Source organism: Paenibacillus sp. FSL R7-0345, from assembly GCF_038595055.1.
Classification (GTDB): Bacteria; Bacillota; Bacilli; order Paenibacillales; family Paenibacillaceae; genus Paenibacillus_AQ.
Genome location: NZ_CP152002.1, coordinates 4,318,736 through 4,336,915, shown reverse-complemented (window position 1 = coordinate 4,336,915; position 18,180 = coordinate 4,318,736). Strand labels below are relative to the sequence as shown.

19 protein-coding genes are annotated in these 18,180 nt (G+C 51.0%); 16 read left to right on the top strand and 3 right to left on the bottom strand.

The window, feature by feature from the left end:
* Nucleotides 1–49 precede the first annotated feature (49 nt).
* Nucleotides 50–211, top strand: a complete 162-nt coding sequence (locus NST84_RS18685; protein WP_342561674.1) for a hypothetical protein — start codon at nucleotides 50–52, stop codon at nucleotides 209–211.
* A 164-nt stretch (nucleotides 212–375) separates the two neighbouring features.
* On the opposite strand, the gene NST84_RS18680 is transcribed toward NST84_RS18685, so the two are convergent.
* The gene (locus NST84_RS18680; RefSeq protein WP_342561673.1) at nucleotides 376–1,413 is read right to left on the bottom strand and encodes an asparaginase; all 1,038 of its coding nucleotides are present in this window, start codon (nucleotides 1,411–1,413) and stop codon (nucleotides 376–378) included.
* Between the two features lie 180 nt (nucleotides 1,414–1,593).
* Between NST84_RS18680 and NST84_RS18675 the strand changes: the two genes are divergently transcribed.
* From NST84_RS18675 to NST84_RS18650, 6 genes are all read left to right on the top strand, one after another.
* Complete coding sequence (locus NST84_RS18675) at nucleotides 1,594–2,541, top strand: MBL fold metallo-hydrolase (protein WP_342561672.1); 948 nt, start codon at nucleotides 1,594–1,596, stop codon at nucleotides 2,539–2,541.
* Nucleotides 2,538–3,401, top strand: a complete 864-nt coding sequence (locus tag NST84_RS18670; protein WP_342561671.1) for a GNAT family N-acetyltransferase — start codon at nucleotides 2,538–2,540, stop codon at nucleotides 3,399–3,401. The genes NST84_RS18675 and NST84_RS18670 overlap by 4 nt, the downstream gene beginning before the upstream one ends.
* Before the next feature lie 42 nt (nucleotides 3,402–3,443).
* Nucleotides 3,444–3,992, top strand: coding sequence for a hypothetical protein (locus NST84_RS18665; protein ID WP_342561670.1), 549 nt, complete (start codon nucleotides 3,444–3,446; stop codon nucleotides 3,990–3,992).
* A gap of 136 nt (nucleotides 3,993–4,128) precedes the next feature.
* A complete protein-coding gene (locus NST84_RS18660; RefSeq protein ID WP_342561669.1) occupies nucleotides 4,129–5,334 on the top strand; it encodes a helix-turn-helix domain-containing protein in 1,206 nt (401 codons plus the stop codon).
* A gap of 42 nt (nucleotides 5,335–5,376) precedes the next feature.
* Nucleotides 5,377–6,438, top strand: coding sequence for an ABC transporter substrate-binding protein (locus tag NST84_RS18655; RefSeq protein ID WP_342561668.1), 1,062 nt, complete (start codon nucleotides 5,377–5,379; stop codon nucleotides 6,436–6,438).
* The gene (locus tag NST84_RS18650; protein ID WP_342561667.1) at nucleotides 6,435–7,244 is read left to right on the top strand and encodes an alpha/beta hydrolase-fold protein; all 810 of its coding nucleotides are present in this window, start codon (nucleotides 6,435–6,437) and stop codon (nucleotides 7,242–7,244) included. The genes NST84_RS18655 and NST84_RS18650 overlap by 4 nt, the downstream gene beginning before the upstream one ends.
* Before the next feature lie 87 nt (nucleotides 7,245–7,331).
* Here the strand turns inward: NST84_RS18650 and NST84_RS18645 are convergent, their stop codons facing one another.
* Complete coding sequence (locus tag NST84_RS18645) at nucleotides 7,332–7,760, bottom strand: PH domain-containing protein (RefSeq protein ID WP_342561666.1); 429 nt, start codon at nucleotides 7,758–7,760, stop codon at nucleotides 7,332–7,334.
* A gap of 132 nt (nucleotides 7,761–7,892) precedes the next feature.
* Here NST84_RS18645 and NST84_RS18640 point away from each other — a divergent pair, with 132 nt between their 5' ends.
* From NST84_RS18640 to NST84_RS18615, 6 genes are all read left to right on the top strand, one after another.
* The gene (locus NST84_RS18640) at nucleotides 7,893–8,852 is read left to right on the top strand and encodes an ATP-binding protein (protein WP_342561665.1); all 960 of its coding nucleotides are present in this window, start codon (nucleotides 7,893–7,895) and stop codon (nucleotides 8,850–8,852) included.
* A gap of 26 nt (nucleotides 8,853–8,878) precedes the next feature.
* Nucleotides 8,879–9,751 (top strand): tetratricopeptide repeat protein, encoded by an 873-nt coding sequence (locus NST84_RS18635; protein WP_342561664.1) that lies wholly within the window; start codon nucleotides 8,879–8,881, stop codon nucleotides 9,749–9,751.
* A gap of 299 nt (nucleotides 9,752–10,050) precedes the next feature.
* A complete protein-coding gene (locus NST84_RS18630; protein WP_342561663.1) occupies nucleotides 10,051–11,640 on the top strand; it encodes a methyl-accepting chemotaxis protein in 1,590 nt (529 codons plus the stop codon).
* A gap of 23 nt (nucleotides 11,641–11,663) precedes the next feature.
* Nucleotides 11,664–12,089, top strand: coding sequence for a chemotaxis protein CheW (locus NST84_RS18625; protein ID WP_342561662.1), 426 nt, complete (start codon nucleotides 11,664–11,666; stop codon nucleotides 12,087–12,089).
* A gap of 16 nt (nucleotides 12,090–12,105) precedes the next feature.
* Nucleotides 12,106–14,079 (top strand): chemotaxis protein CheA, encoded by a 1,974-nt coding sequence (locus NST84_RS18620; RefSeq protein WP_342561661.1) that lies wholly within the window; start codon nucleotides 12,106–12,108, stop codon nucleotides 14,077–14,079.
* A gap of 122 nt (nucleotides 14,080–14,201) precedes the next feature.
* Complete coding sequence (locus tag NST84_RS18615; protein ID WP_342561660.1) at nucleotides 14,202–14,384, top strand: hypothetical protein; 183 nt, start codon at nucleotides 14,202–14,204, stop codon at nucleotides 14,382–14,384.
* Nucleotides 14,385–14,473: 89 nt separating this feature from the next.
* Here NST84_RS18615 and NST84_RS18610 read toward each other — a convergent pair whose 3' ends face one another.
* The gene (locus NST84_RS18610; protein WP_342561659.1) at nucleotides 14,474–14,842 is read right to left on the bottom strand and encodes a hypothetical protein; all 369 of its coding nucleotides are present in this window, start codon (nucleotides 14,840–14,842) and stop codon (nucleotides 14,474–14,476) included.
* Between the two features lie 204 nt (nucleotides 14,843–15,046).
* Here NST84_RS18610 and NST84_RS18605 point away from each other — a divergent pair, with 204 nt between their 5' ends.
* The 3 genes from NST84_RS18605 to NST84_RS18595 all read left to right on the top strand — a co-directional run bounded on the left by NST84_RS18605 (nucleotide 15,047) and on the right by NST84_RS18595 (nucleotide 17,658).
* Nucleotides 15,047–16,177: a stalk domain-containing protein gene (locus NST84_RS18605; protein ID WP_342561658.1), complete on the top strand. Its 1,131-nt coding sequence runs from the start codon at nucleotides 15,047–15,049 to the stop codon at nucleotides 16,175–16,177.
* A gap of 46 nt (nucleotides 16,178–16,223) precedes the next feature.
* Nucleotides 16,224–16,775, top strand: coding sequence for a hypothetical protein (locus NST84_RS18600; RefSeq protein ID WP_342561657.1), 552 nt, complete (start codon nucleotides 16,224–16,226; stop codon nucleotides 16,773–16,775).
* A 106-nt stretch (nucleotides 16,776–16,881) separates the two neighbouring features.
* Nucleotides 16,882–17,658, top strand: coding sequence for a CPBP family intramembrane glutamic endopeptidase (locus NST84_RS18595; protein ID WP_342561656.1), 777 nt, complete (start codon nucleotides 16,882–16,884; stop codon nucleotides 17,656–17,658).
* Nucleotides 17,659–18,180: the final 522 nt, after the last annotated feature.

Below are 18,180 nucleotides of genomic sequence, written 5' to 3'. Positions count from 1 at the left end.
GTCCGAAATGTAAGGCAAAAATGCCTCTGATTTAGGCCCAAGTAGCCAAATGGCCGAAATGAAAGGCACAAATGCCTTTGATTTGGGCCGAAGCAGCCAAATGGCCATAATGAAAGGCACAAATGCCTTTGATTTGGGCCGAAGCAGCCAAATGGCCATAATGAAAGACAAAAATGCCTTTGATTCCGGCCGAAGCAGCCAAATGGCCTGAATGAAAGGCAAAAATGCCTTTGATTTGGGCCGAAGCAGCCAAACAGCCGAAATGTAAGGCAAAAATGCCTCTGATTTAGGCCCAAGTAGCCAAATGGCCGACATAGGCCAGCTACTCATAACAAAAAAAGCCGCCCGTTTACTACCACGGGCGGCTTAAGCTTTTTAATAAACATCAAACATTGCTGCGATTTCATCATACTGCGTCGTCTGGGTCAGGGCCAGCGAGAGGAGGATGCGCGCTTTTTGCGGGACCAGGCTGTTGCAGGGAATCGAGTTGGCGGACAGGTCAATGTAGGTGTCCTTGAGAGTGATGCCGCTTGCGATCCGTGAGCAGCGGACTACCGGGATATTGTTATTCTTCAGCTCCCCGACCTTATCGATCCATGGCTTGCTGTAGATGCCCCCGCCTGCTCCGGCAATGACAATTCCTTTGGAAATGGTAGACAGGTAATCCAAAATGCCGGGATCGGCGTCTACATGGAAATAAGCAACGGATACCTCAGGCAGCCCGCTTAGCGAGGAGACGTCGAACTGGGCGGCGGTGGTGTGTTTTTTCAGAGACCGGGTGTAGAAAAAAGCCTCACTGTCGCGCATATACCCCAGACAGCCAAAGTCCCGCTCATCAAAAGCGTTGGCCTTGAACGTATTGACCTTCTGCACATCCCGGCCGCTATAGATGCCTTCTGCGAACACGACCATAACTCCCTGGCCGGATGCCTCCGGATTGGCAGCGAGAGCAACGGACTGGAACAGGTTAAGCGGACCGTCCGGACTGATGGCTGTAGCAGGGCGCATGGAACCGGTGATGATGACCGGCTTATCTGTTTTGATGACCAGATTCAGGAAATAGGAGGTTTCATCGAGCGTATCCGTACCATGGGTAATAACAAAACCGTGAATATCCTCGCGCTGGGCTAACGTGTTGATAATGGAGGCAAGCGTGAGCCAGTGCTGGCTGGTAATATCGGCGCTGCCCAGGTTACTCACCTGAATACCGACACTGTTGGCAACGCGTTCCAGATGGGGCACACTGTCCAGCAGATCCTGAATCGGCAGGGCCCCAGGCTCGTAATTTAAGGTTTTATGGGCTTCACCGCTGCCGGCGATTGTACCGCCAGTTGCGAGGATAACCACATTTTTGAGATTGGGATTATAGAAGGGGGAGGCTGTAAAATTTACTTCCGGTGTTGGAATGATCATATATAGGTTCCTTTCGGTCTTAACTACTATGTCAGAAAGCTAACTTATAATAAGGAAGAAGTCAACAACATTTTGGTAAAGGAAGTTTTTACCTGGAAATCGAATATATAGAAAAGACAAAATCCAAAGTGAAGACACAATCGAATACTGGAAATCAATAGTTAAAAAGGGGAGCTGAATTTGAACAGATACTTTAATTTATTCACAGTAGCGGAAGGTGTCTGGGCGGCAATTGTCGTTCCGGGCAGCGGTGCATTGGGGAATGCAGCGATTATTGATCTAGGAGACAGTACAGTCGTTGTGGATACATTCAGTCTTCCGCAGGCGGCAGAGTTTTTAAGAGGGGCTGCTGAGGAACTGACCGGAAATCCGGTAAAATACGTTATAAACACCCATTACCATGGAGACCATCATTATGGAAATCAGGTGTTTACGGACAGTCAGATTATCTCTACGGATATGACCCGGGATTTTCTGATCAAAGAGGGTACTCCGGAGGCGGAGGTCTGGCAGTCCGGCTTACAACAAGTAGTCACTTTCCTTGAAAAAGGCCGTAAGGCTGCAAAGGACAGCAGACTTCAAACGGCCTTAACTAATGAAATTGCGGACAAAGCTGCGCTGCTGGAAGCTGTCCCGGGGATCCGCAGAGTAACGGCATCCCTAACCTTTTCCGACAAAATGGTGGTTCATGGCAGCGCTCGGTCCATTACCCTGTTAACTTTTGGAGGCGGGCATACAGAAAGTGATGCCATGGTCTACATAGAGGATGCCGGTGTATTAATTGCGGGTGATCTGGTTCTCAGCCGTACTCATCCGGCCATGCTGAGCGGTAATCTGGATAACTGGGCCCGCATTATAGAGCGGATCGGACGCGAGCTTGCGTTCAGCAAGCTGATTCCTGGACATGGGGAGGTCACTGACCGCAGCAGCCTTGACGAGATGCTAAGCTATCTTACCGGTATCCCTGAATATGTACGTCAGGCGGCAGCCAGCGGTGAACCGGAAGAGTACTGGCTTGCCCGGGGTGTCCCTGCACCATTTACAGAATGGGAAATGTCACATATGTTCGACTGGAACTTTCGCTGGCTGTACCAGCAATTCAAGCAAGAATTTGAGGTGGAGCAATGATTGAACTGAATGCCGGAAAGTATGCACTGGTCCTCCTGCCGCTGGATTCGGTAAAGATTAACACCTTGTTTGCAAGAGCCGTTTTGGAGCAAAAGATTGCGGGCAAAGTTTATGCGGATGACGCGGACGATCCGCGTGCTTTTTACATAGCTCATCCTTACGGAATGTCGTTGTTGTTTGGGGAGTCTGGAAATGATGCTTTTAACCGGGCGCTCAGTGACTACATAATCAATAAGGCAAAAACCAGGCGGGCAGCAGAGTGGCTGCAGGCAGATCCGGCGGGAGAGTGGAGCGGCATTGTTGATGACATTCTGGACGATTATAACCATTCACCAGGCGTTATAGCAGCTTATTTACAGGATGCACATAGCACCAGAGTCATTCAGCGCAACACCAGAGTTAATTTTGTCCTGGACCGTCCGCTCTTTGCGGCCGCGAAAGCAAATGCCGGCCGGCAGGACACGCGGATAGCCCGTATGACCGGAGAACATTTTGCAGCACTGGAGCAGGGCGTGGTCCCCCGATTTTTTTGGCGGGATGCTGCACATTTCCTCTCTGAAGGAGCCGGCTTTGTGCTTGTGGAGGATGGGGAAATAGCCGCTGCTGCCTTCTCCTCCTGTGTTAGCAGAGACCAGCTGGAGATCGGGATCGAAACGATGCAGGATCACCGGGCAAAAGGGTATGCGTCCCTGGTCAGCGCAGCGCTGATTGAGTATTGTCTGGACCACGGCCTGGAGCCGGTCTGGGCCTGCCGCCTGGAGAATACCGGATCATACCGTCTTGCGCAAAAGCTGGGCTTCCGCCCTGTTCTGACCCTTCCGTATTATTGTTTGGCTTATGAAGCAAGCAATAATCAATAATTACAGGAAGAAGGGTGCAGAATGTATTTTAAGAGGGTGCGAGTGCTAAGTGTTCTACTGCTATTCCTCATTTCAGCCTGCAGACCATGGAACTACGAGGAAGGTACAGCAACAGATACAGCAGCTTCCCCGGTCATGATAATGGCGGCCGGTGCTGAAATCCCTCTGGCTGTCCGGGCGACAGAAGAGAAGAAGTCTGATCAGAAAGTCCGGCAGGCCCAGTACAAGGCAATTATAGAGCAGCAGGGAGCAGGTGATATACCCTATGTACAGCTGGGGGAAATCATTGAATTCTCACTTGAAGAAAAGATCGATGCCGGCTATGAACTGACAGATGTTCTGCTGATGCCGGATGGCAGCTATAAATATATTATGCCTGATAACGATTCCGGAATTGTTGAGATAAACGGAGGCGCAGGATCGTTTAAGCTTGGTATCAATCCGGCAGCCTTCCTAAGCTCAAACACAGCAGATTACGAGCCGGGAGCCATTCTCCGCGGTTTTGTGCTGACGGGTGTGAAAGCGGGAGAGCAGCGGGAAATCTTTTTTGTGCTCCGGACAGATGCTGGAACCATCGGTCTAAGCCTGTGACTATCGGGAAAAAATAATAATATGTACGAGAGAAGGGCGCCTGGAGCGCTCTTTTTTATTGAAAAATAAATAGATAATGATTATCATTATCAATAATATGAACGTGAAACTGCGTTTCTTGAATGGAGGGATTCCGATGGAGCGGGTACAACCGCTTGATATAAGCGATACAGATACTGGTGAACGAATCGGCATGGCCGGCATCCGGGCTTTTATGGCCAGTCACTTTCATGAGCCTCTGTCGATCGAGCAGCTTGCCGGCGTGGCCGGGTTCAGACCGAAGTATTTCAGTGAGCTGTTCAAAAAGACGTACGGGCAAAGCCCGATGAACTACCTGACCGATCTGCGGATCAGCAGGGCGAAGCAATATTTGCAGGAATCCGGCTATCTGCTGCGGGAAATTGCCCATAAGGTCGGGTATAGTGACGAATTCTATTTCAGCCGGAAGTTTAAAAAAGAGATCGGGGTGCCGCCGTCCGCCTTCGTCCGCCGGCAGAAACGGCGGATTGCCGCCTGCTCCGCCGCGGCTACCGGACAGCTGCTGGCGCTGGATATTATCCCGGCCGCCGCACCGCTTGATGCGAAATGGACCCACTATTATTACAATAAATACTACTCTCTTATTGAGACACATCTCAGGGTCGATCTGCTCGACCAGGAGACGGAGGTTGACAAGCTGATCAGATCGCGGCCGGATGCCATTATCGGACATGCCGGTATGGATGTAGATTGGCGGGAGTCCCTGCTGCGCAATGCCCAGAACCTGTTTATTCCCCGGGAGGATGGCCGCTGGGATGAGCAGCTGCAGGAGCTGGCAGTTTTTCTGGACAGGGAGCCGCAGTGCAGGCTGTGGCTTGAGCGGTATGAACAGAAAGCAGGGCTTATAAAAGAACAAGTATCTGCAGCGGTAGATGAGGACAAAGTGATAGTGATGCGCCTAAGCGGCGATCAGCTGTATGCTTACTGCAACCGGGGGATACGGGATGTGCTGTATGAGCAGCTTGGCTTCAGCCCGGCTTATACCCATTCAAGCCGGCTCTACAATGAGCCTGTTACATTTAGTGAACTGCAGGCTCTCGACCCCCAGCAGCTGCTGCTGCTGATCTGCCCGGATTCCCCGACCCGGATGAGCTGGCTGTCGCTGCAGCATAATGAGCGCTGGCGCAGTCTTCAGGCGGTGCGTAACGGCTATGTGCATCTGCTGCCCTCCGATCCCTGGTTTGAATACTCGGCGGTGGCGGTAGACCGGATGCTGGAGGAGACGCAGCTGATGATTACCGGAAAATGTCCAAACCTGCAGGGGGACAGAGTCCATGGTTACCCGCAGGTCTATCCTTTATAATCTCCTTTAATGAGAACGATTATCATTAGGGGGAGGTCCATTATGCAAGACATAATCATTTCAGCAGGTAAAATAAGAAAAGTACTGCTGCCCGCTTCATTCTGCCTGCTGCTGGCCGCAGCACTGCTCAGCGGCTGCAGTTCGGAGTCAGCGGATGGCGGAGCGGACAATTCCGCCTCTGCAGCTGCCGCCGCAAGCACACAGTCTTCGGCTGAACCAACGGCTGCGGCTACCGCACAGGCAGCACAAACAGCGCAAACAGCGCAAACAGCGTATCCGCTCACCGTCACAGATGAGCTGGGCCATGAGCTGACGCTGGATGCTGCGCCGCAGCGGGTTTTTGCTCCCTATCTGGAGGATTCCCTGGTCGTGCTGGGCATCAAGCCTGTAGCCCAGTGGGCGAACAACGGGGAGGGCCAGGCTTATCTGCAGGACAAGCTTGCCGGGGTGCCGCTGCTTGATTTTAACAGCGGGCTGCCTTCACCGGAGGTCATTATGGAGCTGCAGCCCGATCTGATTGTGCTGCATAACGCCAATTATGCTGAGAACGGGGTATATGAGCAGTACTCCAAGATTGCCCCGACCTATGTATTCAAACAGGCGGCAGGTGATCTGGACAGCTCTGTAACACTGCTGGGAGAACTCGTTGGGAAGCAGGAGGCTGCCGCTGAAGGGCTGGCCGCTTATCATCAGAAGGTTGAAGATGCCAAAGCTGAATTAGCCCCATTTACAGATGGCAAAAAAGCACTGATCATCCGCTTCAACGCCCGGGGAATGTTCCTGATGGGCGGCGTATACGGCGGGTTCGTGCTGGCAGATCAGCTGGGCATTGCCAAAAGCGACCTGGTTGCAGCCGAGAACAGCCTGGAGCTGTCGCTGGAACTGCTTCCGCAGATCGATGCCGACTATATCTTCCTGGCTAATGATACTTCAAACAGCGGGGAGATCTTCTACAAGGAGCTGACCGAAAGTTCCATCTGGAAAAGCATTCCTGCCGTACAGGCTGGACATGTCTATAATGTGGATGACCGGTACTGGCTCGGCGGCGGCATAGTCGCCTACAGTAACGTTATAGATGATGTACTGGAAATTATCGTACCATGAGCAGCATCAAGGAACTCACCTATCCGCATCAGGGCTGCGAGGAGATTGTGATTACCGCCGGTCTGCGTAATGCTGAATACCGGCTGCTGCTCTCGCATCCGTCCGGCGAAGCCCCGCCGGACGGATACCCGGTGATCTACGCGCTTGACGGGCACGCAGTATTTCACACGCTGGCGGAAGCCGCGCGGCTGCAGACCCGCAAGCCGCACGGCTTTGATCCGGTGCTGATCGTTGCCATCGGATACCCGTCCGGCGAGCCGTTTGATATGACCCGGCGCTGCTACGATTTCACCATGCCCGTTGAGGACGAGACCTTACTGGAGCGCCCGGACGGCAGCGCCTGGCCGGAGCACGGCGGCGCAAGCAGCTTTCTGGATATTCTGCAGGAGGAGATCATGCCGCTGATTGCCGGCCTGTTTCCGGTAGATCCGCAGCGGCAGGCGGTGTTTGGCCATTCGCTCGGCGGCCTGCTCGTCCTGCATGCCCTGTCCGTCAGGCCGGGATTGTTCACACATTATGCAGCTGGCAGTCCATCCGCCTGGTGGGGGGATTATGAAGTAATGCGGGAGCTTGAGGCATTTACGGCTAATTATCCGGCGCTTGGCCTGCAGCGGAAGCTGCTGATTACAATCGGTGCCGACGAGCTCGGCCATATGGTTAATGATGCCGAAAAGCTGCCGTTGCTGCTGGAGCCGTTAACCGGGCAAGGCCTCGAAGTCAGTCTGGCCAAATTCTCCGGGGAGAATCATGTCAGCGTCCTGCCGGCGGCGCTCAGCCGGCTGCTCAGATTTGCGCTGGAGAAATAATAGCGATCAGCACGCTAACTGAAAGCACAAAAAACCTCTCTTTTTTATGAAATAAGAGAGGTTTTTGTGTTTTCTTTTTAAGCCGGACTAACCATTCAACCGTTTGTGGTTCTCATGAGCGATGCTGATGAGTGCGGTGTAGAGCGGCTGTACGTTGAATTTTTTGGCGAATTCAAATGTATAGGCTGCGGTCTGCAGATTGTTAGATTTATGATAAGGAGAGGTAATATAATGCAGGACGATTTCACAATCATCAAAACCTGTGCCGCCGGTCTCCATCGTCACTTCATAAATGGAGCTGAGATGGATGGATGCGACCCGCGTCTTCTTGCCGGTGACCCCCTGATGATCAACCAGAATCAGCCGTTCATCTGTAATGATAAAAGCGTCCCGGACCAGCTTGAAGCCTGTGCGGATCTGTTCCTCCGGCATCAGATAAGCCCCGTACTGGTTCTTCAGCTCCGGAATGGTCACCTCTGAATAGTTGCCCAGTAAACCGCCAAACAAGTTAGCCATTATATTCCCTCCTGAGTCCACCGAAGTGGAAATGCTGTTACTTTAGTCCCTGTTAATATTCTCCAAACTATGGGCTAATCCTGCAATGAAATATGGTACACTTATTTTAATAATGTTAGGGGTGAGAGGCATATGGCGGATGAATATGATGAGCTGGCGGAGAAAAGACGCAAAAACCTGAAACTCATTCAATTCAGTAAAGAAGACGATGCGCTGATTGAATCAGACAAGCCTAAAGAGACCTTTGCCGACGTTGGCGGGCTGGAAGATGTCAAGAAGAAGATCCGGATGAACTTCATCCTGCCGCTGCAGCAGCCGGAGCTGTTTGCCGCGTACGGTAAGGAGGCAGGCGGGAGTCTGCTGCTCTATGGCCCTCCGGGCTGCGGGAAGACCTTCCTGGCCCGGGCTGTTGCCGGAGAGATCGAAGCCAACTTCATGCATATCGAGCTGCAGGCAATCCTGGCAATGTATGTAGGGCAGAGTGAAAATAATCTGCACAATATCTTTGCTAAAGCGCGGGAAAACAAGCCCTGCGTCATCTTCATCGACGAGCTGGACGCCATGGGCGGCAGCCGCCATCAGATGCGCCAGCACCATGACCGGATGCTGGTGAACCAGCTGCTGCTGGAGCTGGACGGGCTGCAGGCGGAGAATGATCAGGTGTTTGTGATCGGAGCGACCAATACACCGTGGTATCTGGATTCGGCATTGCGCCGTCCCGGACGTTTTAACCACCTGGTATTTGTCCCGCCGCCGGCGGAAGCCGAGCGGGAAACGATTCTCGGCCTGAAGCTTGCCGGCAAACCGGTTGAAGCGCTCAATCTGGCCAAGCTTGCCGGTGAGACAAAGTTTTTCTCAGGGGCTGATCTGGAGCAGGTAGTGAGCGATGCCGTAGAGACCGCGATGGAACGTACCTTCGAAACCGGGGAGATCCAGCCGATTACGGCGAATGATCTGCGGCAGGCAGCGAAGGACCGCAAGGCGACAACGCTGGAGTGGTTCGCAACGGCGAAGAACTATGCCACGTTCAGTGATGTGAACCGGGATTATCAGGTTGTGCTCGACTATGCCAAGAAGCATGGCATTAAATAGTACAGGCGGGGCAGGAGGTCCTGACGATGGAGTATGAATCAAGCGGATACGGTTTGGCTGCTGTGCATGAGCTGATGGGAATGAAACGGTACAAAGAAGCGCTGGTTGAAGCGGAGCAGGTGCTCCGCGAGGATCCCGAGGACCCGGATGTGTTTGCGGTAATCGCTCATATTCAGCTTTCTCTGGAGGATTACGGCAAGGCGCTGCACTGGGCGGAAGAAGCGCTGCGGCGTGATCCCGAGCAGCAGCTGGCCTGGTTTATCAGGGTCTGTGCCTATTATGATTTACAGAACTATAAGGTGCTTAACGAGACGCTGCCCGAAGCCATGCGCATCGATCCGTACGAGCCGCATTATTACTTTATCAAAGCTAATGTGCTGAACAAACGGGCCAAATATAAGGAAGCAAGGGAAGAGCTGCTGCAGGCGCTGGAGCTGAGTCCGGAGAATGCAGTATATCTGGCAACATTAAGCTATACGGAAGCACTGCTCGGCAATATGGCCGAATCGGTCAGCCTGGACAGGCAGGCGGTTCAAACCGGAGTAGAAAATGAATATGTGCTGCTGTATCTGGGCTGGGCGGCTGGACACCGAGGGGATTATAAGCTGAAGGAAACGTATATGAGAAATGCGGTCCGGCTTGATCCGGATGACAAGCAGCTGCGCGATGAATTTCTGGAGTCCCTGCAGCAGACGAATAAGCTGCTGGGCCTGTTCCTGTGGCCGACCAAATATATCCGCAGGCTGAAGCGCTGGCAGATTCTCACAGTCTGGATTGTGGCCTGGATCGTATTCAGACCGCTGGTGCTATTGCTGCTTCTGCTTTATATCATAGCCAACCTGGTGACCAAGGGAATTGTGCATGTACAGGTTTACGGCTGGCGGAGAAGAGGAAAATGACACGGAAATTTGTATAAGAAGCAGGGCACTGACGCTCAGTCAGTGCCTTTTTTGCATTGTATATATTTGCTTTGGCGTCCCAGCAAAGGTCTGTCCAATCACTAGAGCAGAGGCCCCATTTTGTGAGAGTAGTTAGTGATCTCTAAAAATGTATATTTTTTATTTTTGCTATAAAAAATTGCACGAAAAATGTCGAAGAATATCTAGAAGATTGACTGAAAGACATGGGGAGAAGTGGCTTTTCTTCATTAGCGTAAGCAAGATTTCAGATCACAAAGATCGTATCAGGGGGAGTACACATGAAGTGGTATGCAAACATGAAGACAGCTAAGAAGATTATCTCCGCATTTTTACTCGTAACGATTATTTTGGCGGGACTTGGAGTCTATTCCATTTCCAGCCTGCAGAGCATGAATGAGAACACCAATCAAATGTATGGCAACAATCTGATTTCGGTAAGGGATCTATCTGCAGCTCAGATCAGCTATCAGCAAATGGGCGTATATCTACGTGATATGAGCACTGAGAACGGTGCTGATGAACTGGCGAATTTCCACTCGGACATTGCTGCAGCCCGTGAGGACATTGACAAGAAGCTGGATAGCTACCGTCCAGTGGCGGTTACTGCTGAGGAGCAGAGTCTGCTGAAGGATTTTGATACTGAATATGCTGCTTTCCTGATGTTGTTTGATCAAGCGCTTACGCTTGCAGAGAAGGATGATCTGACGGCGTTCAATAATTTCAACAAAACAGAATTGAGAATTCAAGGGGATAAGGTTACTGATATTCTGACAGAGCTGATCAGCTTCAATGTAAACCTGGCTGAAGAAACGAATCAGCAATCGGAGCAAACGTATTCTTCCTCGCTTATTATTACTATTTCAGTAGTTGCAGGTGCCATTATCATCAGCGTATTGATCGGGAATCTGATTGCCCGTTCAATTTCCAGACCGCTGCTCCAGATGCTGGGTCTGGCAACAGAAGTAGCGAATGGTAACCTTACCCGTAGTGCGGATATTAATACGAAGGATGAGGTCGGGCAGCTAGCGGCCGCGCTGAACCGGATGGTCAGTAATCTGCGGGAGCTGATAAACGGAATTGTCATGAATTCACAAAGTGTAGCTGCCTCCTCGGAAGAAATTTCAGCCAGTACACAGGAGATTTCAAGCACCAGTACGAGTCAATCCGCAGCGGCTGCGAATATTACCGAGTTATTCAGAGAATTGTCAATGGCCATTAATTCGGTGGCTGCCAGTGCAGAAGAGGCTGCGGAATTGTCCAATGATACAGTCAGAACCGCCCGTGAGGGGGGCTATGTGGTCGAAAGCTCGCTCCAAGGTATGCAAGCTGTCAATCACAAGATGACCCGGCTGGAAGAGGATTCAAGTAAAATCGGCGACATTATCGAGGTGATTGACGATATTGCCGAGCAGACGAATCTGCTGGCACTAAACGCAGCGATAGAAGCAGCGCGTGCCGGCGAGCAGGGCCGGGGTTTTGCGGTCGTGGCCGATGAGGTCCGCAAGCTGGCTGAACGCAGCAGTGACGCTACCAAGGAAATTACGAAAATTATCAAAGCGATGCAAGAAAATACGAAAGAGAGCGTCCGCGCTGTTGCCGAGAGCGTGCAGCAGTCAGCAATGACAAGCCAGGCCTTTGAACAGATTATTACAATGGTTAACAACTCATCGCTGAAGGTCAATGAAATTGCTGCTGCCTGCGAGGAAGAATCGGCCCAGGCCGCTGAGGTCATGAATTCGGTTGAAGCGATTTCTGCTTCCAGTGAAGAGTCTGCCGCTGCCTCTGAGGAAACGGCGGCAACCTGCCAGTCACTCGCTCAGCTGTCCGAAGAACTGGCCAATTCTGCAGCCGCATTTAAAACACACTAATCCTACAGACAGAAGGTGAAGCCATGTCCTCGCTGCAGAAGGAACAATATATTGAATTGGCCGTGGGTGCCGAGAACTGTGCAATCCGTATCGAAGAGATCCATGAGATTATCAAGATGCTCAGTATTACGGATATCCCCTTCAGCCGCAGTGAAGTTAAAGGCGTTGTCAACCTGCGGGGCAAGGTAGTCTGTGTTATGAGCCTGCGTAATCTGCTGGGGATGCCGGATGAGCCGTATACCAGGGAGACACGGATTATCGTGGTCCGTTATCGTGAGGAATTCGTGGGTCTAATCGTTGATAAGGTTCATAAAGTAACGACTTACGAGGAGATTCATCCTTCCTCCGGAAGTAACGGCCGCAGCAGGGAAGCCGTCTTTGAGGGCATTGGCCAGCAGGGCGAACGGCTAGTCGGCATCCTGAAGCTTGAAGAAATTTTGGGCGGATAGGAAGGGGGAGAAACATATGATGGAGCTGTCGGCCTACCGTGATATTTTTATAGAAGAGCTTAATGACCAGCTTGAGCGGATGGACCAATCCCTGCTTGCCCTGGAGCATTCCGCGTCCCCGGAGCTGATCCAGACCCTGTTCCGCGCAGCGCATACGATAAAGGGATCATCCTCAACGATGGCCTTCAGGGAGATGAGCGATCTGACCCATGAGGTCGAGTATGCGCTTGAATGGGTCCGGGAGAAAAAGCCGGAAATCAGCGCAGGACTGGTTGATACGTTGTTCCGGGCTGTGGATGCGATGAAAACGCTGCGGACCCAGTATATCCGTGGTGAGTCTTATGCTGATTGCAGTGCTGTCGTCTCGGAGATCAAGGCACTGATCAAAAAGCCTGCGGCAGCACCGCTGGTCTCTGCCCTTATTCTGGACGCTGCGGAAACGCTGAAGGCAGAGGAATCTGCCGCTGCCGGGCAGCAGCTGATCATGCTGAGCGTAACGCTGAAGGATGATTGCCTGATGAAGGCAGCGAGATATTTCATGCTGCAGCAGCGGATTGAAGATGTCTGCGGAGCAGTGATTTCCTCCCGGCTGTCAGGGGAGTCTGCCTCGGGTGAAGAGGATGACCGTTACGGCAGTTTTGCCGTGGTGGCGGCTACAGAGAAGGCGCTCCTGCAGGTGCAGTCGCAGCTCGAAGGTGATTCGGATGTGCAGACCATGGAGATCATACCCTATTTATTGAAGGCTTCGGTCCTCAGCAGCGTAACACTACAGGAAGCAGCGCCGGCCCGACAGCCCTCAGAGGAACGGGCCAAAGGCAGTCAGCCAACCGTGCGGGTCAGCGTGGAGCGCTTGGATCACCTGATGAATCTCGTCGGTGAATTGCTGATCGACCAGACATCACTGGCTGGATTGAATGCCACCAGCTTGCGGAATGATCCCGCCAGGGTGCTGCAGAATATAAGCAATGTGTCGGATCATATGGGAACTGTCATCAAGGAGCTGCAGGAAGGTGTCATGAAAACGCGGATGCTGCCGATCGACCAGCTGTTCAGCCGTTTTCCGCGGATGGTTAGAGACCTTGCGCATAAGCTGGGCAAGGAGATTGAGCTGCAGGTGCAGGGCGGCGAAACAGAGCTGGACCGGATGATTATTGAGGAGCTGAGCGATCCGCTGATTCATCTGATCCGCAATAGCGCTGATCACGGGGTGGAGCCTCCGGAAGTCCGGGCAACGCGCGGCAAGCCGCTGAAGGGACGGATTACCCTGACCTCCTACCATGAAGAGAACCATGTGGTCATACGTCTGGAGGATGATGGCCAGGGAATTGATGCTGAGCGGATTAGATCCTCTGCGGTTAACAAAGGCATAATCAGCCCTGAGAAGGCAGCGCTGTTATCGCCGCTGGAAGCGGTACATCTTATTTTTGAACCCGGATTCTCAACTGCCGCTGAAGTGAGTGAGGTCTCGGGGCGCGGTGTCGGGATGGATATTGTCCGCAGCCAGATCGGCCGTTTGAACGGTATCATAGATATTGATACAAATCCCGGCCAGGGAACCCGCTTCACAATCCGGCTGCCGCTTACGCTGGCCATTATCAAGGGGCTGCTGGTCAAAGTAAGCGGCCGGGTGCTCATTCTGCCGATGTATAATGTAGCGGAAATTGTCCGGATTCTCCCGGAAGAGATTCAGACGGTTCAGGGGGAACGGGCGATTATTAATCACGAACGAATTGTTCCGTTCTCCTGGCTGCGCGACAAGCTGCATTATGCCCGTGCAGAGCGGTCTTCCCGGACCATTCCGGTCGTCATTGTCCGGTCGGTTGACAAAATTGCTGCTTTTGCCGTGGACGAGATCATTGGCAACCAGGAGGTTGTCATCAAGACACTCGGCTCTTACCTGGGTCCGATGAACCACCTCTCAGGAGCGACGATTCTCGGAAACGGACGCGTTGCCGTTATTTTGGATGCCGCATATCTTGTAAGTCATTAACTTTAAAGGGAGTGCTTCAATCAGCCGGATATACGGGCTGCCGAAGCACTCCCTTTTCATTTTTGGCGGTGTATATAAATCCAATTGTTGGTTGAGAATAGGGAATAACTTAACAGAAGGGAGTGGCAAAGCTGGATATTACATTGGGATCAGATGAGGTCATCAGCCGGATCAAGCAGCTCCAGTCGGGCGGAGGAAGCATCAACAAGAAGCAGGTTAAGCAGCATGACCCGGAATTAATGCGGAGTGCCCTGTACTATTTTCCAAGCTGGGAACATGCTGTGAAGAACGCGGGACTGCTGTAAACACCTTTTTAAACATGAAAGAGCCGGGACTGCAGAACTAGAATTACTGTCTGCAATCTGCGGCTCTTTGTGCTTCAATTCACGTAATGCTAATCCGGCTTGTTTATATTTTCAAGGCAGATGTTCTGCCGCTGGATCGCCTTCATGTTCATCTCAAGCTCATTCATGTATTGGTTGATTTTGAGCTGCAGCTTGCGGAGCATTTCGATCTGCATCTCATTGACCCGGTCTTCCGCGCAAAAGGCTGAGCAGGACAATTGGCCGGCGCTATAAGCCTTCGTATCATCCACTACGGTATTAAGCTTTTCTTTATAGATCCGCTTTACCGGACCATCCTCGGCTCTAATCTCATAATAACGGTTCGTCTCCAGCAGCAGTCTCCAATGACTGACCTTGACGGCAAATTCATCCTTTTCGATCGCCGCCGAGACTTTCACAATTTTAATATGACTGTTCATAGTAACAAATCCTCCTTCGCGGCAAAACCATAAGCGATTATATCATGCAGCACAGGCTTTTTACACTGGAAGTTATGGTAAAGTGGTTCAAATGAACTAATTCTAATGCATCGTATGAAAATTAGGGCATGTCTGCAACTTTTTCCTGTTTATGGAGTCCATAGAATAGATAAATCAAAAATATGAAAAAAAGGATGATTGTTTATGAAAAAGAGCTGGCTGCTTCTGCCTGTTCTGCTGTTTTTATTAGGCTTTCCACCGGTAACCTCGGCTGCCTCAACTGCTTATTTTACTGCGATTTGGGAAAATGGGGGTCAATCCACAAGTCCGGCGCTGCTGAAAGAGGGGGTAGTCTATACGAATGCCAACATCCTGGAATCTGCGGGACTACTGGCTTCCCGGAGCGGCTCCGGCAGCCGGACGGTATACACTTACAGCAGCTGGAAGAAATCAGTGACTGTTACAACGGCAAGTAAAACCGCAAAGCTTGATGGCCAGACGGTCAGCCTTGGCGGCAAGTCTTTTGTGTATAAAGACGAACTGTATCTTCCGGCCCGGTTCGTAGTTGGGGCACTGGGAGGGGAGACGGTAAGCTGGAACGCCAAGAGCAGTGTATATACTGCCAGGAATCTGCATTTCTTTTCAAGTGCCAGTGCTGTTTATGGAGGAGTAACCTACACTGTGGATAAACAGACGGGAAAACTGTATGCCCAAGCTCCGGCGGGACAGCCGCGGCTGATTGCCAATCTGGGCTCCGAGCTGTATGACATGATTGATTTTAATTTCCGGAAGACGGATGGAGGTTTGCTCTACCTGACAATCAAAGATATCTATGGGGAGCCGCATATTAATAATAAGTGGTATACCCTGATTCTGAAGGACGGCATGGTGATCCGGCAGGCCAGTGTGGGGTATTGGCAACGGTACGGGGATAATGTGAAAATGTACGGGGACAACCTTATTTTGACGGACGGCAAGCTGCTGCGCGTGATTGAAGACGGGACCGGAAAGGTAAAGGAGACGCTGGATCTGGTCAAGCTCGGCGGGATCGACGATAAATATCTGGTCGAAGCCATGGATGACGATTTTCTGCTGATCCGTCCCAACCAGAAGGGGCTGCTTATGCTGATCGACCGCAACAGCGGGAATAAAACACTACTTTACAAGGAACTGCTCGATGCTGACCAGCAGCTGTATGCGGAAACCAATGACATTCCGTTTTACGGTGACCGGCTGGAATTTACCGGGCGCACCGGCAATCTGCTGAAGTTTAAGAATCAGGCGGTACAGGACGGCCGGATTTATGAATATGATCTGTCAAAGACTCAGCCTTAGGCTGGGTTTTTGATATTTAATGCTGCAAGGAGGCAATGGAGCTGACATGGAGATGCTGTATCATTATTACGAAAGGGCACTGGGTCCCTTCAGGAATCTCTCGGATTTACCGGCAGCAGAGGCGATGGAAGTGCTGGAATCGATCCGGCGGGAAAAAGAGGTGATGGCTTCACGCAGACAGGATGGATACCTGGAGCGCAGAAGAGAGCTGGAGCAGCTGGCCAGGGAGATGTTTATTGCAAAAGGCGGAAAGCCCATCCGGACAGCTCCGCATTATATGGTCGCCGGTGAATGCGAGTGGCTGAAATCCTGGTACGCTGACGGTGAGGCGGTTCATTTACATCTTTCAAGTTTTGATTCTGGTACTTTATCATTTACTTATGGCGATTTGTTTCCGACTTTTAGCTCCAGGTTGCAGGACGGCAGGGAATACCGCGGTCAGGTGTATACATACAATGAAATATTGCCGCTTATCCAAAAGTATGGTCTGCCGCAAATCTGGAATAGAGACGGTACCTATGGCCCGGAGAGGTATATTGAAGTGCAGGTGTGGGATGATCAGCCGCTGAGAAATCTGATAAAAGAGAACAAGTGCTGACTATGGAGATGACTAGAAAAATGTGGAATATTAAACGGCTATATATTACAATTAATTCGTTATTGCCCTGAGGGGCATGGCTAAACAGGATCAAAGGAGATATAACATGACAAAGACCGGTAAAAAAGGTCACCCGATTATTTTTTCGTTAATGCTGGGTATTCTGCTGACTTTTCTGATCTCAGCCGCCTCAGCCGCCGCGAGCATTATGGAATTAAGCGATAATGGGATGTATATGGCCCAGGCTGCAGCTTTTCTGGTAATGGCTGTATTTGTTGCTGTTTACATGACCAGAGGCGGCCGCACGTTAGCGCAGTTCGGATTCAAGCCCATTCGTGCAGCAGGGTCAAAGGCGGCGCTGTACTATATTCCGCTGCTGATTATTGCCCTGGTTCAACCGATTGTGGGCGGCGGGTTTAATGTACAGCTCACTGCTGCCGAGGTATTGTTATTCATCGTGCTTACTGCGATAGTCGGTTTTACGGAGGAGAGTATCTTCAGAGGCATTATACGTGATAAGCTGAAATTTAAGGGCCCTGTATTTTATATCGTTTTTTCCTCGGTCTTCTTTGGAATCTTACATATGGCAAATGCGTTAAACGGAAAAGATCCTTTAAGTGTTGCGCTTCAGGTAATCAATGCCTTTCTGATCGGCTTAATTTTGGCTCTGCTGATTGAAACGACGGAAAATATTATTCCGCTGATCCTGTTTCATTTTGCATTTGACGTACTTGCATTCATGACCCAGGAGAATCCGGATAAAGAGCTGACGGCTATTGCGATTCTGAATGTATTGTACGTGCTGTACGGTATTTATCTGGTCTACAACCTGCGCCGCCGCAAAAAGCTGGGTGCTGCGCCGGATAACCGGTTGAGTGCTTAGCCTGCTGACGATTCATTCTTAAAGATAATTTTAGATGGATTTTCGCCATCTGTTCCTTGACGGTATACCTGGAATAGATGGCGAATTTTATTTAACTTGACCGGATAAACCTTGTGATTACAAGGGATTTACGATTGTAAAATTGTAAAATACACGTAAAACCGCAAAAAAAGGAGAAATCGTCAGACCCAGAGCGCCCAATTTCGAAGAATGGGAATTTCCGGGGAATACGACAAAATACCAAAAATTATGGAAGTTTAAAATTAATCGGATATGCGCTACTATAGGGACATCACCAACAAGTAACTGCATAGATAACTGCTAAGCAGCTATCGTCTAAGCTTACTTATGGTGAGTACTCAAGGAAGGAGAGATTCCCAAAGAAACCATGAACCAGGGACAAGCTATTCAGGCAAGACTCATCTTGCAATCGAAGGAGCGTGATTCCGTTGAAGCAGGTTAGCGAAGCGTACAATTACGGTTAACACAGTAGGGAAAACGTCAGTGAAAACGTTTTTCGTG